At 70.8% G+C, this 23,940-nt stretch carries 24 protein-coding genes and 1 rRNA gene; 20 read left to right on the plus strand and 5 right to left on the minus strand.

Going from position 1 to position 23,940, the window contains the following annotated elements; translation table 11 throughout:
- The 10 genes from rrf to ACWGJB_RS06035 form a co-directional block, all read left to right on the plus strand.
- Positions 1-95, plus strand: a 5S ribosomal RNA gene (gene rrf / locus ACWGJB_RS05990); the annotation flags it as partial.
- Positions 96-168: 73 nt separating this feature from the next.
- Complete coding sequence (locus ACWGJB_RS05995; RefSeq protein ID WP_453379044.1) at positions 169-813, plus strand: HAD family hydrolase; 645 nt, start codon at positions 169-171, stop codon at positions 811-813.
- Between the two features lie 93 nt (positions 814-906).
- Positions 907-1,665, plus strand: a complete 759-nt coding sequence (locus ACWGJB_RS06000) for a VC0807 family protein (protein ID WP_453379045.1) — start codon at positions 907-909, stop codon at positions 1,663-1,665.
- A gap of 81 nt (positions 1,666-1,746) precedes the next feature.
- A complete protein-coding gene (locus ACWGJB_RS06005; RefSeq protein WP_453379046.1) occupies positions 1,747-2,967 on the plus strand; it encodes an MFS transporter in 1,221 nt (406 codons plus the stop codon).
- Entirely contained in the window at positions 2,918-4,090 is a 1,173-nt protein-coding gene (locus ACWGJB_RS06010) for an acetoin utilization protein AcuC (protein WP_453379047.1), read from the plus strand. The genes ACWGJB_RS06005 and ACWGJB_RS06010 overlap by 50 nt, the downstream gene beginning before the upstream one ends.
- A gap of 84 nt (positions 4,091-4,174) precedes the next feature.
- Entirely contained in the window at positions 4,175-4,990 is an 816-nt protein-coding gene (locus ACWGJB_RS06015) for a phosphatase (RefSeq protein WP_453379456.1), read from the plus strand.
- 130 nt (positions 4,991-5,120) lie between these two features.
- Complete coding sequence (locus tag ACWGJB_RS06020) at positions 5,121-5,330, plus strand: helix-turn-helix domain-containing protein (RefSeq protein ID WP_067299677.1); 210 nt, start codon at positions 5,121-5,123, stop codon at positions 5,328-5,330.
- A gap of 130 nt (positions 5,331-5,460) precedes the next feature.
- Positions 5,461-5,559, plus strand: coding sequence for a 30S ribosomal protein bS22 (locus ACWGJB_RS06025; protein ID WP_003948845.1), 99 nt, complete (start codon positions 5,461-5,463; stop codon positions 5,557-5,559).
- A 171-nt stretch (positions 5,560-5,730) separates the two neighbouring features.
- Positions 5,731-6,792, plus strand: coding sequence for an NAD-dependent epimerase/dehydratase family protein (locus tag ACWGJB_RS06030; RefSeq protein ID WP_453379048.1), 1,062 nt, complete (start codon positions 5,731-5,733; stop codon positions 6,790-6,792).
- Positions 6,793-6,805: 13 nt separating this feature from the next.
- A complete protein-coding gene (locus ACWGJB_RS06035) occupies positions 6,806-7,885 on the plus strand; it encodes a lysophospholipid acyltransferase family protein (RefSeq protein WP_453379049.1) in 1,080 nt (359 codons plus the stop codon).
- Between the two features lie 141 nt (positions 7,886-8,026).
- On the opposite strand, the gene ACWGJB_RS06040 is transcribed toward ACWGJB_RS06035, so the two are convergent.
- The 3 genes from ACWGJB_RS06040 to ACWGJB_RS06050 form a co-directional block, all read right to left on the minus strand.
- Positions 8,027-9,280, minus strand: a complete 1,254-nt coding sequence (locus ACWGJB_RS06040) for a DUF5667 domain-containing protein (RefSeq protein WP_453379050.1) — start codon at positions 9,278-9,280, stop codon at positions 8,027-8,029.
- Between the two features lie 234 nt (positions 9,281-9,514).
- A complete protein-coding gene (locus ACWGJB_RS06045) occupies positions 9,515-10,360 on the minus strand; it encodes an ECF subfamily RNA polymerase sigma factor, BldN family (RefSeq protein ID WP_453379051.1) in 846 nt (281 codons plus the stop codon).
- A 516-nt stretch (positions 10,361-10,876) separates the two neighbouring features.
- Positions 10,877-11,830, minus strand: coding sequence for an HAD family hydrolase (locus ACWGJB_RS06050; RefSeq protein ID WP_453379052.1), 954 nt, complete (start codon positions 11,828-11,830; stop codon positions 10,877-10,879).
- A 118-nt stretch (positions 11,831-11,948) separates the two neighbouring features.
- Here ACWGJB_RS06050 and ACWGJB_RS06055 point away from each other — a divergent pair, with 118 nt between their 5' ends.
- From ACWGJB_RS06055 to ACWGJB_RS06085, 7 genes are all read left to right on the plus strand, one after another.
- Positions 11,949-12,233, plus strand: a complete 285-nt coding sequence (locus ACWGJB_RS06055; RefSeq protein WP_450753761.1) for a glutaredoxin family protein — start codon at positions 11,949-11,951, stop codon at positions 12,231-12,233.
- 280 nt (positions 12,234-12,513) lie between these two features.
- Entirely contained in the window at positions 12,514-13,272 is a 759-nt protein-coding gene (locus ACWGJB_RS06060; protein WP_453379053.1) for a redox-sensing transcriptional repressor Rex, read from the plus strand.
- The gene (locus ACWGJB_RS06065) at positions 13,269-15,035 is read left to right on the plus strand and encodes a glutamyl-tRNA reductase (RefSeq protein ID WP_453379054.1); all 1,767 of its coding nucleotides are present in this window, start codon (positions 13,269-13,271) and stop codon (positions 15,033-15,035) included. The genes ACWGJB_RS06060 and ACWGJB_RS06065 overlap by 4 nt, the downstream gene beginning before the upstream one ends.
- Complete coding sequence (gene hemC, locus ACWGJB_RS06070; protein ID WP_453379055.1) at positions 15,032-15,991, plus strand: hydroxymethylbilane synthase; 960 nt, start codon at positions 15,032-15,034, stop codon at positions 15,989-15,991. Before ACWGJB_RS06065 ends, hemC begins: the two co-directional genes overlap by 4 nt.
- Entirely contained in the window at positions 15,988-17,694 is a 1,707-nt protein-coding gene (locus ACWGJB_RS06075) for a uroporphyrinogen-III synthase (protein WP_453379056.1), read from the plus strand. Before hemC ends, ACWGJB_RS06075 begins: the two co-directional genes overlap by 4 nt.
- 227 nt (positions 17,695-17,921) lie before the next feature.
- Positions 17,922-18,914 (plus strand): porphobilinogen synthase, encoded by a 993-nt coding sequence (gene hemB / locus ACWGJB_RS06080; RefSeq protein ID WP_453379057.1) that lies wholly within the window; start codon positions 17,922-17,924, stop codon positions 18,912-18,914.
- A 114-nt stretch (positions 18,915-19,028) separates the two neighbouring features.
- On the plus strand, positions 19,029-19,931 hold the full coding sequence (locus tag ACWGJB_RS06085) for an SAM-dependent methyltransferase (RefSeq protein WP_453379058.1): 903 nt from the start codon (positions 19,029-19,031) through the stop codon (positions 19,929-19,931).
- 19 nt (positions 19,932-19,950) lie between these two features.
- Here the strand turns inward: ACWGJB_RS06085 and ACWGJB_RS06090 are convergent, their stop codons facing one another.
- On the minus strand, positions 19,951-20,667 hold the full coding sequence (locus ACWGJB_RS06090) for a DUF4232 domain-containing protein (RefSeq protein WP_453379059.1): 717 nt from the start codon (positions 20,665-20,667) through the stop codon (positions 19,951-19,953).
- 177 nt (positions 20,668-20,844) lie between these two features.
- Between ACWGJB_RS06090 and ACWGJB_RS06095 the strand changes: the two genes are divergently transcribed.
- A complete protein-coding gene (locus ACWGJB_RS06095; RefSeq protein WP_453379060.1) occupies positions 20,845-22,236 on the plus strand; it encodes a helix-turn-helix domain-containing protein in 1,392 nt (463 codons plus the stop codon).
- On the opposite strand, the gene ACWGJB_RS06100 is transcribed toward ACWGJB_RS06095, so the two are convergent.
- Positions 22,182-22,385, minus strand: a complete 204-nt coding sequence (locus tag ACWGJB_RS06100) for a hypothetical protein (RefSeq protein ID WP_453379061.1) — start codon at positions 22,383-22,385, stop codon at positions 22,182-22,184. The two genes, ACWGJB_RS06095 and ACWGJB_RS06100, sit on opposite strands and share 55 nt — an antisense overlap.
- Positions 22,386-22,411: 26 nt before the next feature.
- Between ACWGJB_RS06100 and ACWGJB_RS06105 the strand changes: the two genes are divergently transcribed.
- Both ACWGJB_RS06105 and ACWGJB_RS06110 read left to right on the plus strand, forming a co-directional pair.
- Positions 22,412-22,540: a hypothetical protein gene (locus ACWGJB_RS06105; protein WP_453379062.1), complete on the plus strand. Its 129-nt coding sequence runs from the start codon at positions 22,412-22,414 to the stop codon at positions 22,538-22,540.
- Positions 22,541-22,718: 178 nt separating this feature from the next.
- On the plus strand, positions 22,719-23,912 hold the full coding sequence (locus ACWGJB_RS06110; RefSeq protein WP_453379063.1) for an aminotransferase-like domain-containing protein: 1,194 nt from the start codon (positions 22,719-22,721) through the stop codon (positions 23,910-23,912).
- Positions 23,913-23,940 lie beyond the last annotated feature (28 nt).

The following is a 23,940-nucleotide window of genomic DNA, read 5'->3' on the forward strand; positions in this document are numbered from 1 at the left end:
AAACGCCCGGTTACATTCCGAACCCGGAAGCTAAGCCTTACAGCGCCGATGGTACTGCAGGGGGGACCCTGTGGGAGAGTAGGACACCGCCGAACAAATTTTGAGAAAGGCCCACGCCGTTATGGCGTGGGCCTTTCTGCGTTTACAGGTGCGTTTAAGCTCGATGGTATGCGCTACGACCTGGTTATCTTCGACAACGACGGCGTCCTCGTCGACAGTGAGCCCATCTCCAACCGGCTCCTGGCCGCCTATCTCACCGAGCTCGGGCATCCCACCTCCTACGAGGACTCCATACGGGACTACATGGGATCCGCGATGCACCGGGTCCACGAGCTCGTCCAGGAGCGCACCGGACAGCGGCTGCCCGACGACTTCGACGACGTCTTCCACGCGCGCGTGTTCACCGCCTTCGAGGCGGAGTTGAAGCCCGTCGCCGGGGCGGCGGAGGTGCTTGAACAGCTGGCGGCGGACAAGGTGCCGTACTGCGTGGCGTCGTCCGGAAGCCATGAGCGGATTCGCGTGGGGCACCGTACGACCGGGCTCGACCGGTGGTTCGACGAGTCGCGGGTGTTCAGTTCGCAGGACGTGGGGAGGGGCAAGCCGGCGCCGGATCTCTTCCTGTACGCGGCCGAGCGGATGGGGGTCGCGCCGGAGCGCTGCGCCGTCGTGGAGGACAGTCCGCTGGGCGTGCAGGCGGCTGTCGCGGCCGGTATGGACGTGTACGGGTACACGGCGATGACGCCGGCCGACCGGCTGCACGGAGCCACCCAACTCTTCTCCGACCTGGGGCGGTTGGCTGACCTGCTCGAATGACCGATCGCATCATGGTGGGGCTGACAATTGTCATGCCGAGCTACGGACGATCGTTTCTACTGGGGGACCCGGCCCGGACGCGAAGCTAAGAACATGACGAAGACGACGAACGCCGGGTCCCCGAACAGCAACCAGGACAAGCAGCAGCCCAGCGTGCTGGAGAACTTCAAGCCGCTGATCGTGGACGTGGCGGTTCCCCTCGGGTCGTACTACCTCTTCAAGGGCGCCTTCGGGATGAGCACCTTCGCGGCGCTCGCCTGGAGCAGTGTGGTGCCGGCGCTGCGGACGGTGTGGAGCGTGGCCAAGGAGCGTCGGGGCAACGCGTTCGCGGGGCTCATCCTGCTGGTGAACCTGGTGTCGCTGGCGCTGAGCTTCGTCTCCGGAGACCCGCGGCTGATGCTCGCGAAGGACAGCGGGGTCAGCAGCGCGATCGGGATCGCGATCCTGGTGTCGGTGGCGGCGGGCCGGCCGATGATGACCGAGGGGCTGAAGCCGTTCGTGCTGAAGGGCGACGCGGCCAGGGCGGCGGCCTTCGAACGGCTGCGGTCCGGGTCGGCCGCGTTCCGGCGGTCGGAGCGGGTCTACTCTCTCGTGTGGGGTGTGCTGCTGCTCGCCGAGTGCGCGGTGCGGATCGTGGGGGCGTACACCCTGCCCGTGGACACCATGGTGTGGCTCGGCACGGTCATCCTGGTCGGCGCGATCGGGATCGGGATGGTGGTCAGCGGCGGGCTCGCCGCCGAGCCGATGGCCCGGATGATCTCCGCCGAGGTGAAGGCCATGGAGGGGACGTCGGAGGAGAGGGCGGCGGAGACTGCGGGCAGCGGGAAGCGTGAGGTGGCTGTCGCCGCCTGACACCGCCGAAGGTAAAGGTGAAGGAAATTCATCTTTGGCTGGATCTACCCACGAGTACGCCGGGGCCCTACGCTCGCCGCCATGACAGATGTGCTGCGGCGCGGTAGGGCCTCGTTGGCGTTCAGCTTCTTCACGCAGGGCGCCACTTTCGCGCTGCTCGTGACGCGCATCCCCGCCATCCAGGACCGGTACGGCGTCTCCGACGCGCTGCTGCCGGTCTTTCTCGCCGCCGTGCCGATCCTGGCCGGGGTCGGCAGTGTGACCACCGAGCAGCTGGTGAAGCGAATACGGCCCAGCCGGCTGCTGCGCTGGTCCCAGCCCGTGGTGATGCTGGCGCTGCTCGGGGTCGGGGCCGGCGGCCAGGTGGCCGAGCTGGCAGTCGCGCTGGCCGCGTTCGGGCTGGCGGTCGGGGCGTTGGACGCCTCGATGAACATGCTGGGGGTGAGCCTGCAGCGGACGTACGGGCGCAGCATCATGCTCAGCTTCCACGCCGTCTACAGCCTGGGCGGGATTCTGGGGGCCTCGCTGGCCTGGGTGGGGGCGCACTGGCATCTCGCGCTGTGGGTGTCGTACCTGCCGGTCGTCGCGGTGCTGTTGCCGGCCGCGCTGGTGGCCAGCCGGTGGTACGTGGACGGCCAGCCGACGGAGGACGCCGAGGTCGGGGCGGGCGCCGGTGCGGGCGGTGGTGTCGTCTTCAAGCTGCTGCTGCCGCTGTGCCTGGTGATGACGTTCGCCTACATCGGGGACTCGACCGTCTCCAACTGGAGTGCGAAGTATCTGAAGGACGTGCTGGGGAGCAGTGAGCAGCTGGCCACCGTGCCGTACAACGTGTACATGGTGACCACGCTGGTCGGGCGGGCCATCGGGGACTTCGGGGTACGGCGGTTCGGGGCCGTGGCGGTCGTACGGCTGGGGGCGCTGGTGGCGGCGGTCGGGTTCGCGGTGGTGGCGGGGGCGTCCGGAGCCTGGGTCGGGATGGTCGGGTTCACCCTGTTGGGGCTGGGGTTGTGCGTCCTGGTGCCGCAGACCTTCGCGGCGGCCGGGCGGTTGTTCCCGGGGGGTTCGGATGCGGCCATCGCCCGGCTGAACATCTTCAACTACGTCGGGTTCCTGATCGGTTCGCCGTTGGTGGGGGCGCTGGGCGACGCGTGGAGCTATCGCGGTGCGATGCTGGTGCCGATGGTGTTGGTGCTGGTGACGTTGGTGTACGCCCGTTCGTTCGCGACTCAACCGGACCGATACGGTGGCGGGCATGAGCGGCCGCGCACAGCTGATGTGGGACGAGGCAGTAACGGGCTATGACTTCGGTCCGGGCCATCCGATGGATCCGGTCCGGCTGGCGTTGACCCGGAGACTGGTCGATGCGTTCGGGCTCGACCGGGCGGTGGATGTCGTCGCGGCGAAGCCGGCCGGGGAGTCGACGCTGCGGCTGGTGCACCGGGAGGACTACGTCGAGGCGGTGAAGGCGGCTTCGGCCGATCCCGCGGCGGCCGATCAGTCGTACGGGCTGGGGACGATGGACGATCCCGCGTTCGCCGGGATGCACGAGGTGTCCGCGTTGATCGCCGGGCAGTCGGTGGGAGCCGCCGAGGCGGTGTGGCGGGGGGACGTCGACCACGCCGTGAACTTCGCGGGTGGGTTGCATCATGCGATGCCGGGGGCGGCCTCCGGGTTCTGTATCTACAACGACGCCTCGCTGGCGATTGCGCGGTTGCTGGAGCTGGGTGCAGAGCGGGTCGCCTATGTGGATGTGGACGTGCATCACGGGGACGGGGTGCAGGCCGCGTTCTGGGAGGATCCGCGGGTTCTGACCATCTCGCTGCACGAGCATCCCCGTACGTTGTTCCCGCAGACCGGGTGGCCGCAGGAGGTCGGGGCCGGGGCGGGGGAGGGCTCCGCGGTGAATGTGGCGCTGCCGGCGGGGACCGGGGACGCGGGGTGGTTGCGGGCGTTCCATGCGGTCGTGCCGGAGCTGGTCGCCGACTTCCGGCCGCAGGTGCTGGTGACTCAGCACGGCGCCGACACGCACTTCGAGGACCCGCTGGCGCATCTCGCCGTTTCGCTGGACGCGCAGCGGGCTGTGCAGGTGGCCTGCCATGAGCTGGCGCACGAGTACGCCGGGGGGAAGTGGGTCGCGTTGGGTGGTGGGGGGTACGAGGTGGTGGATGTCGTGCCCCGGTCGTGGACGCATCTGGTGGCGATTGCCGCGGGGCGGGAGATCGCGCCGGAGGCGCTGGTTCCTGAGACGTGGCGGCAGGAGGTGTTCGCTCGGACTCGGCAGTTGGGGCCGGGGCGGATGACGGACGGGCGGTGGCCGGTGGGATGGGCGGAGTGGGAGGCGGGATACGACCCCGCTGACCGCCTGGACCAGGCGGTGCTGGCTACTCGGCGGGCCGTGTTTCCGTTGCGGGGGCTGTTGGCTTAGAGGTTGGCTGATCGTTACGCCAACCGTGGGGTGTTGCTCTGCTTACGGGGTTTTCGGGCGGCCGGGTCCATCACTATTTCTGGCGTGTCGAGTGGTGGCGGGCTTCGGGATTATCTGGTGGCCGTGGGGCTGGCGGGGGTGGTGGCTTCCGCTCGGGAGCGGAGTCTTCGGCGTTATCGGCTGTTCGCGGCTCGGGATCCTCGGGTGTTGATCGGTATTGATCCGCAAGGGGCGTGGAGCGAGCGGGATTTGGTTCGGTTGATGGCGGGCAAGTGTGGGGTTTCGGACGATCCCCGGTGCGTTTCAGGGCATGATGTGATCGATCCTGAGTTGACCGTCGCCGCGCTCGATGCCTTCGCGGAGCGGGTGGGGGATGTCGCCCGGCGGCGGGCTCCCGTGTTGTTCGGGACCGGGCACCCGCACCGGCTGATCGGCTTCTACGCCGGTCTCGCGGACGCGTTGTCGGCGGCGGGATGTGAGGTTCTCACCCCCGCGCAGGGTCGCTGTGTCGACATAACGACCCGGTTCGGTCTACGTACGTGCAACCTCGATTACGTACAAGGTGTCGGGTTGGTGCGGGAATCGGGAGGTGAACGCCCCGGTTGTGCGCCGGGTGCGCACACGCACTCACCGCTGCCGGTTCGGGTGGCGCTGGATGCGGCGGCGGGCGGTGGCGGGCCGTTGCCCGAGCTGGTGGTGGGGGACCACGGGTGGGTCTGCGGTGCTGGTCAGCTCGGGTTTGAGGCCATTGGGCTGGCGGATACGGATGACCCCGCGCTCTTTGTGGGCGAGGCCGAGGGGGTCGTGTCCGTCGCCGTTCCGGTTGATGACGGCGTGCGGTCCGATTACTACACGCCGCTTACCCGCTACGTACTCAATCGAGCGTGTCTGTCACAGTAGGCCGCCGATGGGTGCACCTCTTCCCCACTCGCATCACCCGCCCCTACATTGGGGAGTGAGCACGCAACGACGAAGAGTCACCGGAAGGGGAAGCCGGTGGCCCGTCGAGTGCGGAAGGTTCAGGTGTGTCATGGCAGCTGGCGAGAGGCCTCTCAACGAGGTTGTGTTCCTTACCGTGGCGGAGGTCGCCGCGGTGATGCGAGTGTCGAAGATGACCGTGTACCGGCTGGTGCACAGCGGTCATCTGCCCGCGATCCGGGTGGGGCGGTCCTTCCGCGTCCCCGAGCAAGCGGTACACGAGTACCTTCGCGAGAGCTATGTGGGGGTGGAGACCGCCTGACGACGGTTTCGGGATACCCCGGAGCACCTCGATTACGACCTCAGCGCTCGGGCGGGTAGGCTAGCCCCTCGTAGGTCGTATGGGCCCATGGCGCCCAACACCGAGTGATGAGAAGTGAGCGAGGGTAGTCGTGGGCTCTGTTATCAAGAAGCGGCGCAAGCGGATGGCCAAGAAGAAGCACCGCAAGCTGCTCAAGCGCACGCGCGTTCAGCGCCGTAACAAGAAGTAATTACGGCGCCGAGCCGCGAGAGCTTGTGTATGGCCCCCCACCAGTACGGTGGGGGGCCATACGCATTTTCCGGCCGCGACGGCTCACCCTGGCCCGCTGAGGGTCATGCCAGCGCAACATCAACCCGCTAAGTTGGCCCGCATACGGGAACACGGAAGAAAGGCGCTGATCTTGGGGAAGGTCGTGCTCGTGACCGGAGTGGCCCGTCAACTTGGGGGCCGGTTCGTACGACGGATCCAGCGTGACCCCGACGTCGACCGGGTCGTCGCCGTGGACGCGGTGGCGCCGGAGCATCATCTGGGCGGGGCCGACTTCATCCAGACCGACATCCGCCAGCCGACCATCGCCCGCATCCTCGCCGAGACCGGCGCCGACACGGTCGTCCACATGGACGTGACCGGTACGCCGCTCGGCAGCGGGAGCCGGGCCACCGTGAAAGAGACCAACGTCATCGGGACCATGCAGCTGCTCGGTGCCTGCCAGAAGTCACCGAACGTCAAGCGCCTGGTGATCAAGTCCAGTACGAACGTGTACGGCTCCGCGCCGAGGGATCCCGCCGTCTTCACCGAGACGACCCCGCCGAAGTCCCTGCCGAGCGGGGGGTTCGCGAAGGACACGGTGGAGGTGGAGGGGTATGTGCGGGGGTTCGCCAGGAGGCGGCCCGACGTGGCGGTGTGCGTGCTGCGGTTCGCCAATATCCTCGGGCCGACCGCCGACACCCCGCTCGCCTCCTATTTCTCCCTCCCTGTGCTGCCCACCGTCTTCGGGTACGACCCCCGGCTGCAGTTCGTGCACGAGGACGATGTGATCGACGTCCTGCGGATCGCCTCGCGCGAGCCGGCGCGGGGGACCCTGAACAGCGGCACGTTCAACATCGCGGGCGACGGCGTGCTGTTGCTCTCCCAGTGCTCGAGGCGGCTGGGGCGGCCCACCGTGCCGCTGCTGCTGCCGGCGGTCACCTGGGCCGGGTCCCTGGTACGGACGCTCGGTATGAGCGACTTCTCACCCGAGCAGATCCGGCTGCTGACACACGGCCGGGTGGTCGCCACCGGCCAGATGCGCGAGACGCTGGGATTCCAGCCGAAGTACACGACGGCGGAGACGTTCGCGGACTTCGTGCGCGCCCAGGCCACGGGGCTGCTGCCGCCGCAGGCGGTGGCGGCCGCCGTCGACCGGATCGCCGCCCTGCCCGTCCTGAGCGGCGGGAAGACACCGACGCAGAGCGCCAACTGAGGAGCGCAACACGATGGCGGACGCCAAGGTCATTCCGTTCGACGACGACCGGTCCCGCGGGGCTGCCGTGCAGCGGCCGGCCCGGCGCCGGGGGCCGGGCAACCGGCGCAAGGGCGGCGGCGAGCAGGCGGCGGTGCGCGAGTCCGGGGTGGTGCGTGAGGTCCAGCCTCTCGCCGGGCGGATCCCCGCGCAGGAAGATGTTCATGTGACCCGGGAGAGCGCAGAGACGGACGTGCCGGAGCCGCACGACGACGCCGGCCTGGAGCAGCGCGTCGCACGCGGTCTCGCGTTCCTGCGCCGACGGCTGACCGGGGACTACGAGGTCGACGACTTCGGGTACGACGAGGAGCTGACCGACCAGGTCCTGATGTCCATGCTGCGGCCGGTGTACGAGAAGTACTTCCGTGTCGAGGTGAAGGGCATGGAGAACATCCCGGCCGAGGGCGGTGCGCTGATCGTCGCCAACCACTCCGGGACGCTGCCGATGGACGGGCTGATGATGCAGGTCGCGGTGCACGACCATCATCCGGCGAATCGTCACCTCAGGCTGCTGGCGGCCGATCTGGTCTTCGTGCTGCCGGTGGTGAACGAACTGGCGCGCAAGCTCGGGCACACGCTCGCGTGCGCGGAGGACGCGGAGCGGCTGCTGGGGCAGGGTGAGCTGGTCGGGGTGATGCCGGAGGGGTTCAAGGGCATCGGGAAGCCGTTCAGCGAGCGGTACAAGCTCCAGCGGTTCGGGCGGGGCGGGTTCGTCTCGACCGCGCTGCGGCAGGGGGCGCCGATCATTCCCTGCTCGATCGTGGGGGCCGAGGAGATCTACCCGATGCTCGGCAACGCGAAGACGTTGGCCCGGGTGCTGGGCATTCCGTACTTCCCGCTGACGCCGACGTTTCCCTGGCTCGGGCCGCTCGGGGCGGTGCCGCTGCCGACGAAGTGGACGATTCAGTTCGGGGAGCCGATCCGTACGGACGGCTATCCGCCGGAGGCGGCCGAGGATCCGATGCTGATGTTCAACCTGACGGACCAGGTGCGGGAGCAGATCCAGCACACGCTGTACAAGTTGCTTGTGCAGCGGAGGTCGGTTTTTTTCTGAGTGCGATGCGTTGAGTGTCGCCTGCGGGTCCGGTGGGGGCTGGTCGCGCCCACGCGGCGGAGCCGCATATCAGATACAGCCCCGCGCCCCTGAAGGCGCGCTGAGGGCGCCCCTCGTGTGGAGAGGCGCCCTCGGAACCCGCTAGTTCGACGCGTCCTCGCTGTCGATGCCCAGGCCCGGTAGCAGGCCGGGGAGGAGCGGGGGCAGGGTGACGTCCGGTTCGCTGGTCGGGCTCTTCGACGGGGCCGCGCTGCTGCCGCCCGAACTCCCGGTCTTCGGGGGATCCAGGAGGCCGCCTGCGGTGCCGCCGATCAGGCCGTCGTCGGCGCTGCCGGAGGCCGAGCCGCTGGGGCTGCCGGTGCCGGACTCGTGGCCCGAGGCGGAGCTGCCCGAGGACGACGGGGCCGTCGACCGGTGGCTGCCGGAGGTGCCGGTGGACGCCGTGCCGGTGCCCTGCCCGCCGGTGCCGCTCCCGGTGCTCTGGGAGGGCTGGGGGAGCAGGGACTGCAGCGGGGCGACCTCTTCGTCTATGGCGTCGAAGACCGACGACACCTGCTGGCTGACGTCCCCGAGCTGGACCGGGAGCCTGTCACGCAGCGCGCCCCAGGCCTGGCGGTGGGACTGGGCGAAGGCGGACAGCACCTGGATGGGGCCCAGCGAGTTCGGATCGCGCTCGTAGGCCTCGTGCAGGAGCCGGTGGCCCTCGGTGACGTCGTGCTGCATACCGGACAGGGTGCGGCGGATCTCGCCGATGGACTCGTGGTCGAGCTGGCCGCCGCGGTCCCGTTCCATCAGCCGGCGGGCCTCCATCAGCCGGGTCGAGGCCTGGTCGAGGTAGGTCTGGCCGCGTTGGTCGTCACCGTCGGCCAGATAGTTCAGCCTGAAGTCCTCGATGCCGCGTTTGAGGCCGTACAGCGAGTCGCCGGGCAGGGCGTCGGAGCTGGCGGCGGCGACCCCGCCGAAGGCTCCGGCGGCCACGCCGACGCTCAGGCCGCCCGCGGCGAGCCCTTTGGTGAGCCGGGAACGCGGTCGCAGTTTGCCCAGTGGGCTGGCCCGGTGTGCGCCCTTGGCCCGGTGGGAGCGCTGCTCGGGAAGCGACGCTTCCACCGCCCCGCCCAGGGTGCCCTCCGCCAGCATGGCCTCCATAGCGGCCACCAGCTGGGCCCGGTGGACGACCTTGACCTGCGGGTCGAGCACCGGCTTGGGCAGCGCGGCGAGCCCTGTCGCCAGGGCCAACAGCTCGCCCTGATCGGTCCGTTCGGCCCGGTCCGCGGTGGCCGGCGGATCGCCCGCCGGTACCTCGGACCGCTCGGCCGCCGGGTCCCGGTCGGGCTGCTCCTCCAGGGCCTGGGCGAAGGCGTTCGCCCGCCGGTGCGCCGATACGTTCGCGATCACTGGCGGCACCTCCTCTCGTCATGACGGTCGACTCCCCAGGGGGTCCTGAGGGTTGCACGCCCTCGACCGATCCACACGAACGTGTGATCAGGGTCTTGCTGGACGTGACCACAGGGAGCCTGTATCCCGCACAACGAGTGGCTCGGCACTTGGGTTACGGACGACCGACGATCGGCTGAGAAAGACAACGGGCTTTCACCGAGCGTGAGTTGGGTGTTGCCGAGCGTGCCCGGCTCAGCGTGCGTCATCCGGGAGGAGCCGGGCGAGAGTGCGCACGGCCCGGTACTGGAGGGTCTTGATGGCGCCCTCGTTCTTGCCCATCACGCGGGCGGTCTCGGCGACCGAGAGGCCCTGGAGGAAGCGGAGCGTCACGCACTCCTGCTGCTGGGGGTTGAGTCGTCGTACGGCGTCCAGGAGCGCCGCGTTCGAGAGGGACTCCAGGACGGAGTCCTCCGGGGAGCGCTCGACCTCGTTGGCGTCGAGCATCTCGCCGGTGGTGACCTCCAGCCGGAAGCGGCTCGACTTGAAGTGGTCGGCGACCAGGTTGCGGGCGATGGTGACCAGCCAGGCGCCGAAGTCGCGGCCCTGCCAGGTGAAGGTGCCGATCCTCCGGAGAGCGCGCAGGAACGTCTCACTGGTGAGGTCCTCGGCGGTCGCCTTGCCGCCGACGCGGTAGTAGATGTAGCGGTACACGGTGTCGCTGTACTGGTCGTAGAGGCGTCCGAAGGCGTCGGACTCGCCGGCCTGGGCGCGCTCCACGAGATCCATCATCCGGGCGCTGTCGCTGTCCGCGGCCGGGCGGCGGGCGGTGGGCGCGGCGGTGCCGGTGCCGGTGGCACGGCCGCGTCTGCCGACGGCGCGCCCGTCGCCCGACCGCCGCCCCTCGACGACGGCGCTGCGCGCCGGCACCTGTTCCATGCCGTCGGCCAGTGCGTAGCACGGGCCGATCGGTGCGGCGGTGGCGAAGGCGGGGACGGCATACGCGGTCGGGACAAGGCCGCGCAGCGTCTCTTTGACCGTTGCGACAGTTGCGCGCAGCGTAGCCAGGCCCGAGGCGTCAACCCCGACGTGTGGGTACACGGGACTCCCAGAGGCAGAGCTTCCATCACGTGCAGTACGGAACCTTTCACCCGTCGTAGCGACGGAGGGGTACCGGTTTGCGTCTGAGGAGAATAACGCTTCGTGCAGGCACTGCTACACCGAGTTGCTCAAATCACCGATTGCGTCGCTTCTGTAACCGATTTGGGGCGGTTCAAGTGCCGCAGGGTGATCGGTTGTTGATCAGAAAGATGCGTGTTGAGGCGGAGTAGAGGGCGTGTTGGGATGGCGGCGCGATAATTCGGGCGCGCGAGGTTTGGGGCGCCGGGGTGTGCGGGTGCGGGGGCGGGCGTGGGGGACGCTTACCGGCGCTTGCGGGGTGCCGCCCGCGCCCACCCGTGCCGCCTGGGGGGAGGGGGCTGATGGGCCCGTGGCTATGGAGACGCGGCTGGAGAGCGGCCCGTCAGGGGCGCGGGGAACTGCGCGAGCGGCCACAGGCCACCCGCGGCCGGGATGCGGCCCGCAGTCCTACGGCGACGTCCCGCCGGCACGCCCCGGCTACCGGCGCCGCCGGCTCAGGGCGATCGCCGCCGCCGTGCCACCGGCAACCGCTCCCACCCCGGCCGCCGCCGGGATGCCCACCTTCGCCGCCTTGCGGCCCGTGCGGTAGTCGCGCAGGCGCCAGTCCATCTCGCGGGCGTGCCTGCGCAGCTTCGTGTCCGGGTTGATCGCGTACGGGTGGCCGACCAGGGACAGCATCGGGATGTCGTTGTGGGAGTCGCTGTAGGCCGCGCAGCGGGACAGGTCCAGGCCCTCGGCGGCGGCGAGGGCGCGTACCGCCTCGGCCTTCGCCGGGCCGTGCAGGGGCTCGCCGACCAGCTTGCCCGTGTAGATGCCGTTGACCGACTCGGCGACCGTGCCGAGCGCGCCCGTCAGGCCCAGCCGGCGGGCGATCACGCCGGCGATCTCCACCGGTGCCGCTGTGACGAGCCACACCTTCTGTCCCGCGTCCAGGTGGGCCTGGGCGAGGGCGCGGGTGCCGGGCCAGATGCGCTCGGCCATGTACTCGTCGTAGATCTCCTCGCCGATGGTCTGCAGCTCGGCGACCCGGTGGCCCTTGACGATGGACAGGGCGGAGTCCCGCGCGTCCTGGATGTGCTGCGGGTCCTCGACGCCGGCCAGCCGGAACCAGGCCTGCTGCCAGGCGAACTTGGCCAGGTCGCGGGTCTCGAAGAACTTCCGCTTGTACAGGCCCCGGCCGAAGTGGAAGATCGCGGCGCCCTGCATGACCGTGTTGTCGAGGTCGAAGAACGCGGCGGCCTTGGTGTCGCCGAGCACCGGGAAGTCCGGTTCCGCGGCGTCCTTGGACAAGGCGCCGTCGGCCGGGGCCGACGCGTCCTCGGCCAGGGCTTCCTGGCTCTTGCGCGCGGCCTCTGCCGAGGCCTCGCCTGCCAACACGCTCCGCGCCGTGGCGGAGCGCCTACGGGGAGTGAGCCATCCGAGAGCGGCCATGTCGTGAGCATAGCCAGTCTGTTCGGTGGTCCCGGAGTCGCGGGAGTTGGGTGGGTGTGAACTCTCCGCGACCGGTCCGTTAAACAAGGCCTCGAACAGGGCGTGGCAAGGCGGGAGAATGGACCGCATGAGTCCTCTCTTCGGCCGCAAGGCACCTGCGTCTCGTGCGCGTTTGGTCACTCTGATCCGTAAGCCGGGTTGTCATTTGTGCGATGACGCACAGGTCGTGGTCGAGAAGGTGTGCGGCGAGCTGGGGGTGGACTGGGAAGAGAGGGACATCACCCAGGATTCGCAACTGCACGATCTGTACTGGGAGCAGATTCCGGTCGTACTCGTCGACGGTGAACAGCACACCTTCTGGCGTGTGAACGAAGAGCGCCTCCGCAAGGCACTGACCGACTAGTCCAAACGGGCCGGAAAGTCGCCTAGGATCGACGGCGGCTTGGTCTCGGGGGCGGGATTCGTGAGGAGTGTGTACTGTTTTGCCCCCATCTGAAATGGAGCGCGAGCGCCTCTGCGCCGGTTCCCCGCGACTGCGCCGGGGGCGCGTGACCCCGGTCACGTTGGCCGGGCAAATCGGACACAATCTTTGTGCACGCGTTCACAAAGACATAGCCTGCTGTCGACGGGGCGGTCTGGGAACGTGTGACCGTCCGCAGCCCCGCTCTACCCGCAGGAGCACCGTGGCAACTGGCCGAACTCACCGACCGGCGACCCGCAGCCGAGGGATCCCCGAGGCCACCGTCGCCAGGCTTCCGCTGTACCTCCGGGCGCTGACCGCACTGTCGGAGCGCTCGGTCCCCACGGTCTCCTCCGAGGAGCTGGCGGCCGCCGCGGGGGTCAACTCCGCGAAGCTGCGCAAGGACTTCTCCTACCTGGGCTCGTACGGAACGCGCGGTGTCGGCTACGACGTCGAGTATCTCGTCTACCAGATCTCCCGTGAGCTGGGCCTGACCCAGGACTGGCCGGTTGTGATCGTCGGTATCGGTAACCTCGGCGCCGCCCTGGCCAACTACGGCGGCTTCGCGTCCCGCGGCTTCCGGGTCGCGGCCCTCATCGACGCCGACCCGGCGATGGCCGGAAAGCCGGTCGCGGGCATCCCGGTGCAGCACACCGACGAGCTCGAGAAGATCATCACCGACAACGGTGTGTCGATCGGGGTCATCGCCACGCCCGCCGGTGCCGCCCAGCAGGTCTGTGACCGGCTCGTGGCCGCCGGGGTCACCTCCATCCTGAACTTCGCGCCGACCGTGCTGACCGTCCCGGACGGTGTCGACGTGCGCAAGGTCGACCTCTCCATCGAGCTGCAGATCCTCGCCTTCCACGAGCAGCGCAAGGCCGGCGAGGACCACGAGGGAACGGTTCCGCCCGTCGCCGCCGCCCGCCAGGACTCCACCGAGCAGGGACCCGACGGGGACGTACCCGCCGTGATGCCGGCATGAGTCTCCTCGTCGTCGGGCTGAGCCACCGCAGCGCCCCGGTCAGCGTCCTGGAACGGGCCGCGCTCACCACGGACGCCCAGGTCAAGCTGGTCCAGGACACGGTCGCCGCCGAACCGGCCGGCGAGGCCGCGATCCTCGCCACCTGCAACCGCATCGAGCTCTACGCCGACGTGGACAAGTTCCACGCCGGAGTCGCCGAGCTGTCCACCCTGCTCGCCCAGCACTGCGGGGTCGGCCTCGACGAGCTCACCCCCTATCTCTATGTGCACTACGAGGACCGGGCCGTCCACCATCTGTTCTCGGTGGCCTGCGGGCTGGACTCGATGGTCGTGGGCGAAGGACAGATCCTCGGCCAGATCAAGGACTCGCTCGCCCTGGCGCAGGAGATGCACAGCGCCGGCCGGCTGATGAACGACCTCTTCCAGCAGGGCCTGCGAGTCGGCAAACGGGCCCACTCCGAGACCGGGATCGACCGGGCCGGACAGTCCCTGGTCACCTTCGGCCTGGCACAGCTCGCCGCCGGTACCGACGTCGAGGCCTGGGCCAAGGGCAGGAAGGCGCTGGTCATCGGCGCCGGATCGATGTCCTCGCTGGCCGCCGCCACGCTGGCGCGGGCGGGCGTCGCGGAGATCGTCGTGGCGAACCGGACGTACGACCGTGCCGAGCGCCTGGCCCAGATCCTCAACGACAGCGACGACACGGACGTGGTGGCCCGCGCGGTACCGATGGACTCGGTGCCGGTCGAGCTGACACGTGCCGACGTCGCCGTCTCCTGCACGGGTGCGACGGGGCTGGTGCTGACAGCGGAGGCCGTTGCCGAGGCGCTCGGCGGACGGGTACCGGATGCCGCCGCGGGCCGGGGGCCGGTCACCGGACCCGGCGCCGACGGGTTGCCGGCCGGCTCCACGCTTCCCCAGTCCCGGCTTCGCCCGACCGGGGGGACCCCCGTCGCCCCGGGCGGCACGCATACCCGCGGCTTGACGGACTCCGACGAGAACTGCCCGCTCGACCTCGCGGCCGAGCAGAGCGGTTTCTCCGTGATGGGCGAGGCCGCCGTCGCCGGGATGGCCGCCGCCGAGCTGGAGCAGCACGCGGCCTGGGTGGACAACGCCACCGTCGACATCCGGGACGCCGGGCGCCGTACGCCCGAGGCCGACGCGGAGCTGATCGGCGCGCTCGCCGCGACCGCCGCCCGGGTGGGGCGCATCCCCGAGCTGCGCAAGCCCGAGCCGGTCGCCGGCTTCGTCCGGCCCGCCCCCGAGCTCTTCCTCCTCGACCTCGCCATGCCCCGCGACATCGACGCTGCCGCGCACCGGCTGGCCGGGGTGCGGCTGGTGGACATCGAGTCGCTGGCGGAGGCGTCCGCGGACGCCCCCATGGCGGCCGACGTGGACCAGGTGCGGGGGATCGTCGCCGACGAGGTGGCCGCCTTCGGGGCGGCACAGCGGGCCGCGCACATCACGCCGACCGTGGTCGCACTGCGCACCATGGCCGCCGACGTGATGGCCGGTGAGATCGCGCGGCTCGACGGACGCCTGCCCGACCTGGACGAACGGCAGCGCGGAGAGATCCGGCAGGCCGTGCACCGGGTCGTCGACAAGCTCCTGCACGCGCCGACCGTACGGGTCAAGCAGCTCGCGGCCGAGCCCGGCGGCGCCGGGTACGCGGACGCGCTGCGGACCCTGTTCGACCTCGACCCCGAGACGGTGGCCGCCGTCTCCCGGGCCGTGGACAGCACAGACAAGAAGGATCGACCGGCATGAGTGACAACCCCCTGCGACTGGGGACCAGGCGATCCAGACTCGCCATGGCCCAGTCCGGGCAAGTGGCGGAAGCCGTGAGCCGGGTGACCGGACGGCCCGTCGAGCTCGTCGAGATCACCACCTACGGCGACACCTCCCGCGAGCACCTCGCACAGATCGGCGGCACGGGGGTCTTCGTGACCGCCCTGCGGGACGCGCTGCTGCGCGGCGAGGTCGACTTCGCGGTTCACTCGCTCAAGGACCTACCGACCACGCAGCCCGAGGACCTGGTCCTGGCCGCCGTACCGGTACGCGAGGACCCGCGTGACGTGATCGTCGCCCGGGACGCGCTGAAGTTCACCGACCTGCCGCGCGGGGCCCGCATCGGCACCGGTTCGCCGCGCCGGGCGGCGCAGCTGAACGCGTACGCACGCACCCACGGGCTGGACATCGAGACCGTCCCGGTCCGCGGGAACGTCGACACGCGGATCGGATACATACACGACGGCGAGCTGGATGCGGTGGTGCTGGCCGCGGCCGGACTCAGCCGCATCGGCCGCCTCGACGAGGTGACCGACTTCCTGTCGGTCGACACGGTTCTGCCCGCCCCCGGCCAGGGGGCACTGGCGATCGAATGCGCCGCGGACAACGCGTCGCTGATCGCCGCGCTCGGGGAACTCGACGACCCGTTCACGCGGGCCGCCGTGACCGCCGAGCGATCACTGCTCGCCGCCCTGGAGGCCGGCTGCTCCGCCCCTGTGGGCGCGCTTGCCGACCTGCTGGCCGACGGGCAGATTGTCAAGGAAATGCGCCTGCGTGGCGTCGTCGGCACGACCGACGGCACACGGATGGTGCAGTTGTCCACCACCGGTCCCGTGCCCGAGACAAACGACCAGGCGACGGCGCTCGGTCGCGAACTCGCTACCGAGATGCTTGCCCAGGGCGCGGCCGGTCTGATGGGGGAGCGAGCACAGTGAGCCCCACCAACCTTCCCGCCGGCCTTGAACACGGGCACGTCACCTTCCTGGGTGCCGGACCCGGGGATCCGGGGCTGCTGACCTTGCGTGCCGTGGAGGCACTGTCCAGCGCGGACGTCCTGGTCGCCGAGCACGAGGTGCTCGACGTGATCAGGGCCCACGCCAGGCAGGGCGTCTCCGTCGTACCCATGAATCCGGGTTCCTCGTCGGACCCGTATCAGGGCACAGGCACGCCTCAACTAAAGGTTGTTGACGGAGCGTCAACAACCGCTGCGCTCCCGCCCGCGCGGGATGCCGCTCATCTTGTCATGGAGGCCGCGCGGGGCGGCAGGCGGGTCGTCCGTGCGGTGTCCGGGGACCCGGGACTTGATACGTACGCGACCGAGGAAATGCTCGCCTGCGCCGCCGCCGGTGTGCCCTTCGAGGTCGTGCCCGGTGTCGCGACGGCGGTGGGCGTACCCGCCTACGCCGGTGTGCCGCTGCGGGACGCCCATGGCGCGGACGTGCGTTTCGTGGACGCCCGTACCGCCTCCGACCGGTGCTGGACCGAGGTCGGCGCCTCGGACGGCACGGTCGTGGTGTCGACGACCCTCGACTCGGTGGCCGCGGCCGCCGGGGAACTGGTCGCCGCCGGCCGCAAGCCGGACACCCCGATGACGGTCACGGTCGCCGGTACCACCACCCGCCAGCGGACCTGGACCGCCACCCTCGGCACGGTCGCCCAGACCCTGAAGCAGGCGAAGGCGCTGCCCTCCCCGGAGGGCGGCCGGCCCGTGATAGCCGTGGTCGGTGAGCGGTCCGCCGCCGCCCAGCGCGACCAGTTGTCATGGTTCGAGTCCAAGCCGCTGTTCGGCTGGAAGGTCCTCGTGCCGCGGACGAAGGAGCAGGCGGCGACCCTCTCCGACCAGCTGCGTTCCTACGGAGCCGTGCCGCACGAGGTGCCGACGATCGCCGTCGAACCGCCGCGCACGCCCCAGCAGATGGAGCGCGCGGTCAAGGGCCTGGTCACCGGGCGGTACGAGTGGATCGCCTTCACCTCGGTGAACGCGGTCAAGGCCGTACGGGAGAAGTTCGAGGAGTACGGACTCGACGCGCGTGCCTTCGCGGGCATCAAGGTCGCGGCGGTCGGCGAGCAGACCGCGAAGGCGCTGGTCGCCTTCGGCGTGAAGCCGGACCTGGTGCCGTCGGGCGAGCAGTCCGCCGCCGGACTCCTTGAGGACTGGCCGCCCTACGACCCGGTCTTCGACCCGATCGACCGGGTGTTCCTGCCGCGCGCCGACATCGCCACGGAGACGCTGGTCGCCGGGCTGATCGAGCTGGGCTGGGAGGTGGACGACGTCACGGCCTACCGGACCGTGCGGGCGTCGCCGCCGCCGGCCGACACCCGGGAGGCCATCAAGGGCGGCGGCTTCGACGCGGTGCTCTTCACCTCGTCGTCCACCGTGCGGAACCTGGTGGGCATCGCCGGGAAGCCGCACAACGTGACGGTCATCGCGTGCATCGGACCGGCCACGGCCAAGACGGCCGAGGAGCACGGGCTGCGGGTGGACGTGATGGCTCCGGAGCCGTCGGTGGGCAAGCTGGCGGAGGCGCTGGCGGAGTTCGGGCTGCGGAGGCGCGCGAGCGCGCTGGAGGCCGGGGATCCGGTGACGCGGCCGAGTGAGCGGCGGCCGGGGGCTCGGCGGCGGCGTAGCACTACGTGAGTTGGGCCGCGGGGGGGTCTGGGGGCTGCGCCCCTCAGACTCCCCGTTTTTCAGGTGGGTGGGGATCCGCGGGCCCGGTGGGGGCTTGTCGCGCAGTTCCCCGCGCCCCTATTGGGGCGCGTCGTTGTCGAGGGTCTTCTTCCCTGACCTGACGCTCCGGCCCGCCCGGCCGGAGCACCGACGTCACGTCGGCAAGTGCGTGCAGGTGACGGGCGTAGCGTAGGGGCATGACGAAGTACGGCTCCTTCCCCGGCACGCGGCCGCGGCGGCTGCGGACCACCCCCGTCATGCGGCGCATGGTCGCCGAGACCCGGCTGCACCCCGCGGACTTCATCCTCCCGGCGTTCGTGCGCGAGGGTGTCACCGAACCGGTGCCGATCGCCGCCATGCCCGGCGTCGTGCAGCACACCCGGGACACCCTGAAGAAGGCGGCCCTGGAGGCCGTCGAGGCGGGCATCTCCGGGATCATGCTGTTCGGGGTGCCGGAGGAGGGCAAGAAGGACGCCCTCGGCACGCCCGGCACCGACCCCGACGGGATCCTCCAGGTCGCCCTGCGGGACGTGCGGGCCGAGGTCGGCGACGAGCTGCTCGTGATGTCCGACCTCTGTCTCGACGAGACCATCGACCACGGGCACTGCGGGGTGCTGGACGCCGAGGGCCGCGTGGACAACGACGCCACCCTGGAGCGGTACGCCGAGATGGCCCAGGTGCAGGCCGACGCGGGCGCCCATGTCGTGGGGCCCAGCGGGATGATGGACGGGCAGATCGGCGTCATCCGCGACGCCCTCGACCAGATCGGGCGGGAGGACGTCGCGATCCTCGCCTACACCGCGAAGTACGCCTCCGCCTTCTACGGGCCCTTCCGGGAGGCCGTCGGCTCGTCCCTCAAGGGGGACCGCAAGACCTACCAGCAGGACCCCCCGAACGCGCGGGAGTCGATGCGGGAGCTGGCCCTGGACCTGGAGGAGGGGGCCGACATGGTGATGGTCAAGCCGGCCGGGCCCTACCTCGACATCCTCGCCCGGGTCGCCGACGCCGTGGACGTGCCGGTCGCCGCCTACCAGATCTCCGGCGAGTACTCGATGGTCGAGGCCGCCGCCGAGAAGGGCTGGATCGACCGGGACCGGGCCATCCTGGAGACCCTCACCGGCATCAAACGGGCCGGCGCACAGAACATCCTCACGTACTGGGCGGTCGAGGCCGCCCGGATGCTCGGCTGAGCCTCGCAGGCAGAGGTCGGTGCCCGCTGTGAGATCTCGCGGCGGGCACTTTCAAGTCCCGCGCGGAGTTAGGTTGTTGCCACCTGATTCCGTGTTGGATCATTGGAGACGCCCATGTCCGGCGACGCCCTCGGCCAAGACCCCGGCGAGCTGAGCAGGAGGATCGACACCACCAGGGCACACCCGGCCCGCGTCTACGACGTCTTCCTCGGTGGCAAGGACCACTACCCCGCCGACCTGGCCGCGGCCTCCGCCGCGCTCTCCGCCAACCCGCGCGGCTACCTCGACGTCCGGCACAACCGCGACTTCCTGCGCCGCGCCGTGAACACGCTGGCCGACGAGGACGGCATCCGCCAGTTCCTCGACATCGGCACCGGCCTGCCCACCGCGGAGAACGTCCACCAGATAGCCCAGCGGATCACCCCCGACTCCCGGGTCGTGTACGTCGACAACGACCCGATCGTCCTCACCCACGCCCGCGCCCTGCTCACCAGCGGACCCGAGGGCCGTACCGACTACCTCGACGCCGACTTCAAGAACCCGGCGCAGATCCTCGAACAGGCCGCGAAGACGCTGGACTTCGACCAGCCGATCGCCCTGTGCCTGGTGGCGATCCTGCACTTCGTGGAGGACGAGGAGGCCTACCCGATCGTCCGCGAGTTCGTCGAGGCGCTGCCCGCCGGCAGCCGGGTGGTGCTCAGCCACCTCACCGAGGACCTCAACCCGGAGAACATCCGGGCGGTCCAGCGGGAGTACACCTCGCGCGGCTTCAGCTTCGTGCTGCGCTCCCGGGCCGAGGTCGAGCGCTTCTTCACCGAGAACTCCCTCGCCCTGGCCGAGCCGGGCGTGGTCCCCGTGCACCGCTGGCGCCCCGACAACTCGGCGCCCGTCCCCGAACAGCCGGACGCCGCGTTCCTGGAGTCCCTAGACCACATCGAGCGGGTCCGTTACGCCGACATCAACGACGTCACGGACGCCGACATCAACGTCTACGCGGCGCTCGGCGCGAAGGCCTGAGACACCTCGGGCCACCGGCTCACCAGTTGAGGGCGTCGTCGCGGTCCTGCTGCCAGTACGTCACCCGCAGCGAGCTGTCGTAGTACACGCCCTTCGCCGGCAGCGACGGTGTCGCCGAGGCACCGCCGCTGCTGTTCGGGGACCTGCCCTGGAAGGCGACGACCAGCTTGCGGCCGGTCGTACCGCCGTCGCCACTGCCGTCGGCCGCGGACAGCAGCACACCCGCGTACCCGGACTCGCCCGGGGCGAGGGTGGTGACCGCCTGCGGGTGGGTCTCCTCGGCGGGCTGCGGAACCCACTGCATCTCGTCGAAGCGGAGCACGGGGTAGTAGGTGAGGTAGCAGGTCCTGCTGCCGGTGTTCCGCACCGTGATCAGCATGTGGTTCAGCGGACGGGAGAGCGGCTGGACGGTGACGGCGGTGTCGGAGCCGTTGCACAGCACGGGGGTCGACTTGCCGCCGCCGCTCCCGCCGCTCGGCGTCTTCGTGGCCGTGTCGCTCACGGGTGCGGGCGTGGACTTTTCGGTGCCGGTGCCGGTGCCGGTGCCCGTCCCGGTGCCGCCGTCGGCGGTCTGTGAGGGCTTCGGCGTCGCTGCCGTCGGCGTCGACGTGGTCGTCGTCGGCCGGGACGCTCCCTCGTCCCGTGCGCCCGTTCCGTTCTCACAGGCCGTGAGGGCGAGGGCGGCGACGGCGGCGCCGGTGGCGGCGAGCAGGCGGACACGGCGGGCGGTACGCATGGCGAATCCTCTTTCGAGTGGCGGCGTGCTTGGATGGCCACAGCCTGTGGGCCGCCCCGTCCCGTCCGCCACAGTTGCCGGACGATCAGGGACGCTGGAACGGCCATATCGGCTTTGACCTGGGAGAACATCCCTTCCCTGGAACGCGGGAACGGGATGCGGGGGGATGGAGGAACCGTGTCGGACAGTGCTGCGGGAAGCGGCTTCGCGGAGCTGTTGCGGGAGCTGAAGGACCGCTCGGGACTGAGTTACGGCACGCTCGCCAAGCGGCTGCACATGAGCACCTCGACCCTGCACCGCTACTGCAACGGGGACGCCATACCGGCGGACTACGCCCCCGTGGAACGTCTCGCCCGGCTCTGCAAGGCCGGCCCCGAGGAACTCGTCGAACTGCATCGGCGGTGGGTGCTGGCGGATGCGGGACGGGGACGGAAGGCGGACGCCCCGGAGAAGCCCGAGAAGCCCGAGAAGCCGGAGAGTCCTGAGAAGCCGGAGAGGGTGGAAAAGCCGGCCGAGGCAGTCGTAACAGCAGAGCCGGAGCGGGTGCCGGAACCGGAGCGGGTGCCGGAGCCGGAGTCGGATCCCATGTCGGTGCCGGAGGCGGACCCTATGCCGGTGCCGGAGGTGGTGGTCGGGCCGGGCGCCGCCGTGCGTGGCCGCCGGGTTCCGCGGCCCGCGCTCCTCGCCGGGATCGCGGTCGTCGCCCTGTTCGGCGCCGCCCTCGCCGCCGTACAGCTGCCCTCCGGCGGGACGGACGAGAAGGGCACGGGTCCGGCGGGCGTCACCACCGCGGCCGGCGCCGCTCCGCACCGCACGCACCGCTCCTCGACGGCGCCGACGGCCGGCTCGTCCGCTGCCTCGCGGACCCCCTCCGCCTCGTCCTCGGCGCCGGCTGCCGGTCCGGCCGAGGACACCGCCTCGGCCGGCTCCTCGCCCACCGCGGACGACAGCACCGCCGCACCCCCGCTCACCGTCAACACCCAGCCCTACAGCTGGGAAAGCCCCTGCTCCCAGCATTACCTGATCGACCGGGCCCCGGCCGATGTGGCGCCGCCACCTCTGGAGTCCGACGCGACCGCGTGGGTGACCGCGCACCAGGCGGTCTCCTCGGGGGAGCAGTACGTCACGCTGACCGTGCAGGGCACCGGCAGCGAGTCCGTGGTGCTGGAGGGGCTCACGGTCCGTACGGCGGAGCGGAGTTCGCCGCTCGCCTGGAACGACTACGCGATGGGATACCCGGGCGTCGGCTGCGGCGGGAACGTGCCCACCCGCTCCTTCACCGTCGCCCTGGACGCGATGCGGCCGGCGGTCGTGCCGGAGGCCGGGCACCGGGACTTCCCCTTCAAGGTGAGCGAGTCGGACCCCGAGGTGTTCTACGTCAGGGCCGACGCCTCGGCGTACTCCGTGGGCTGGTACCTGGAGCTGTCCTGGTCCAGCGGGTCGCGGCACGGGACGCTGCGGATCGACGACAAGGGGCGGCCGTTCCGCACGAGCGGCAACAACGGGCGGCCCGCCTACGAGTTCCCGCTGGGCGGCGAGGCCTGGCGGACCGCGTCGTCGGCGGGGTGAGACAGGGACGCGGCCGAGGGGCCCTCGTCGCGTACGCCCTCGCCGTCCCGGCAGCCGCTGAGGGCGGTCGCGGTGACCAGCGCCAGGGCTGCCGCCGCCAGGAGACGGCGGCGGCCGGCGGCCGGGGCGGGGTGCTTGGCGGCGGACATGCGAGGGCTCCCTTGACGTCGTCGGCGTGCTCGGCGTGCTCGGCGTGCTCGGCGTGATCGACATGATCAGCATGGTCGGCGATCTCGGTGTGCCCTCAGCCTGTGGGCCGGGGCGCCCGAACCGCCAGACCGCCCGGACGATTCGGGACGAGTGAGCCCGGTCCACGCCTGTGACCTGCACGGATCCCATCCCGTGGGACGCCGGTACGGGACGCCCGGGTGCCCGGATCGGGGAGCGGGGCGCCGTTCGTCCGTATCGCGGAATCACGGGTGTAGACGGCATCTGTCTCTCTAGGCTCCGGCCAAGACGAGGATCAGCCCGAGGAGCCGTCCATGACCGCAACCAGTGCCCCAGCCGCCCTGCCGCCGCTCGCGGCCCGTGCCCGTGCCGTCGGCGGTTCGCCGGTACGGGAGATCCTCGCGGTGACCGCACGCCCCGAGGTGATCAACTTCGCGGGCGGGCTGCCGGCCCCCGAACTCTTCGACCGGGAGGGCATCGCGGCCGCCTTCCGGGCGGTGCTGGAGGAGTCGCCGGAGCGGGCGTTGCAGTACTCGACGACGGAGGGCGAGCCGGCCCTGAGATCCGGACTGGCCGCACGCGTCACCGCACAGGGCCTGCCCACCGACCCCGACGACCTCCTGATCACCACCGGCTCCCAGCAGGCCCTCTCCCTCCTGGCGAGCGCGCTGATAGATCCCGGTGACACGGTCCTCGTCGAAAGCCCCTGCTATCTGGCGGCACTTCAGGTGTTCGGCCTGGCCGGCGCCCGGATCCTGCCCGTCCCGGGCGATGCGGACGGCGTCGACCCGGCCGCCCTGGAGGAACTCATCCGTGCCGAGCGGCCCAAGCTCCTCTACCTCGTCCCCACCTTCCAGAACCCCACCGGCCGCACCATGCCCGCCGCCCGCCGCGCCGCCCTCGCCACCACCGCCGCCCGGCACGGCCTGTGGATCGTCGAGGACGACCCCTACGGCGAACTCCGCTACGACGGCGACCGCGTCCCCTGGATCGCGTCCTCCCCCGGCGCCGCGGACCGGGTGGTCCTGCTCGGCTCCTTCTCCAAGGTGATGGCCCCCGGCCTGCGCCTCGGCTGGCTCCGCGCCCCGGGTGCGCTGCGCCGCGCCTGCGCGGTGGCCAAGCAGGCGGCCGACCTGCACACCCCGACCCTCAACCAGCTCGCCGCCGCCCGCTACCTGGACGTCCTGGACGGCCATGTCGCCACGGTGCGCGCCGTGTACGGCGCACGCCGGGACGCCATGCTGGCCGGCCTCGCCGACGCCCTGCCGGCCGGCTCCACCTGGAACCGCCCCGAGGGCGGCATGTTCCTCTGGGCCCGGCTCCCGGAGCCGTACGACACCACCGCCCTGCTCCGCCGGGCGGTGGAGCACGACGTGGCCTACGTCCCCGGTGAGCCCTTCTACGCCGCCGACCCCGACCGCTCCACCCTGCGCCTGTGCTTCGTGACCCAGACACCCGAGGAGATCGCGGAGGGCCTGCGGAGGCTGGCCGCTGGGCTCAGCGGCTGAGGCGGGTCAGCCCCACCGGATGTGCCCC

The sequence above is a fragment of the Streptomyces sp. NPDC054813 genome (assembly GCF_053611365.1).

Bases quoted from the DNA above. Each gene is read 5' to 3' on its own strand.
- ACWGJB_RS05995 (WP_453379044.1), top strand. From the start codon at position 169: ATGCGCTACGACCTGGTTATCTTCGACAACGACGGCGTCCTCGTCGAC.
- ACWGJB_RS06000 (WP_453379045.1), top strand. From the start codon at position 907: ATGACGAAGACGACGAACGCCGGGTCCCCGAACAGCAACCAGGACAAG.
- ACWGJB_RS06005 (WP_453379046.1), top strand. From the start codon at position 1,747: ATGACAGATGTGCTGCGGCGCGGTAGGGCCTCGTTGGCGTTCAGCTTC.
- ACWGJB_RS06010 (WP_453379047.1), top strand. From the start codon at position 2,918: ATGAGCGGCCGCGCACAGCTGATGTGGGACGAGGCAGTAACGGGCTAT.
- ACWGJB_RS06020 (WP_067299677.1), top strand. From the start codon at position 5,121: ATGGCAGCTGGCGAGAGGCCTCTCAACGAGGTTGTGTTCCTTACCGTG.
- ACWGJB_RS06035 (WP_453379049.1), top strand. From the start codon at position 6,806: ATGGCGGACGCCAAGGTCATTCCGTTCGACGACGACCGGTCCCGCGGG.
- ACWGJB_RS06050 (WP_453379052.1), bottom strand. From the start codon at position 11,830: ATGGCCGCTCTCGGATGGCTCACTCCCCGTAGGCGCTCCGCCACGGCG.
- ACWGJB_RS06055 (WP_450753761.1), top strand. From the start codon at position 11,949: ATGGACCGCATGAGTCCTCTCTTCGGCCGCAAGGCACCTGCGTCTCGT.
- ACWGJB_RS06065 (WP_453379054.1), top strand. From the start codon at position 13,269: ATGAGTCTCCTCGTCGTCGGGCTGAGCCACCGCAGCGCCCCGGTCAGC.
- hemC (WP_453379055.1), top strand. From the start codon at position 15,032: ATGAGTGACAACCCCCTGCGACTGGGGACCAGGCGATCCAGACTCGCC.
- hemB (WP_453379057.1), top strand. From the start codon at position 17,922: ATGACGAAGTACGGCTCCTTCCCCGGCACGCGGCCGCGGCGGCTGCGG.
- ACWGJB_RS06085 (WP_453379058.1), top strand. From the start codon at position 19,029: ATGTCCGGCGACGCCCTCGGCCAAGACCCCGGCGAGCTGAGCAGGAGG.
- ACWGJB_RS06090 (WP_453379059.1), bottom strand. From the start codon at position 20,667: ATGCGTACCGCCCGCCGTGTCCGCCTGCTCGCCGCCACCGGCGCCGCC.
- ACWGJB_RS06100 (WP_453379061.1), bottom strand. From the start codon at position 22,385: ATGTCCGCCGCCAAGCACCCCGCCCCGGCCGCCGGCCGCCGCCGTCTC.
- ACWGJB_RS06110 (WP_453379063.1), top strand. From the start codon at position 22,719: ATGACCGCAACCAGTGCCCCAGCCGCCCTGCCGCCGCTCGCGGCCCGT.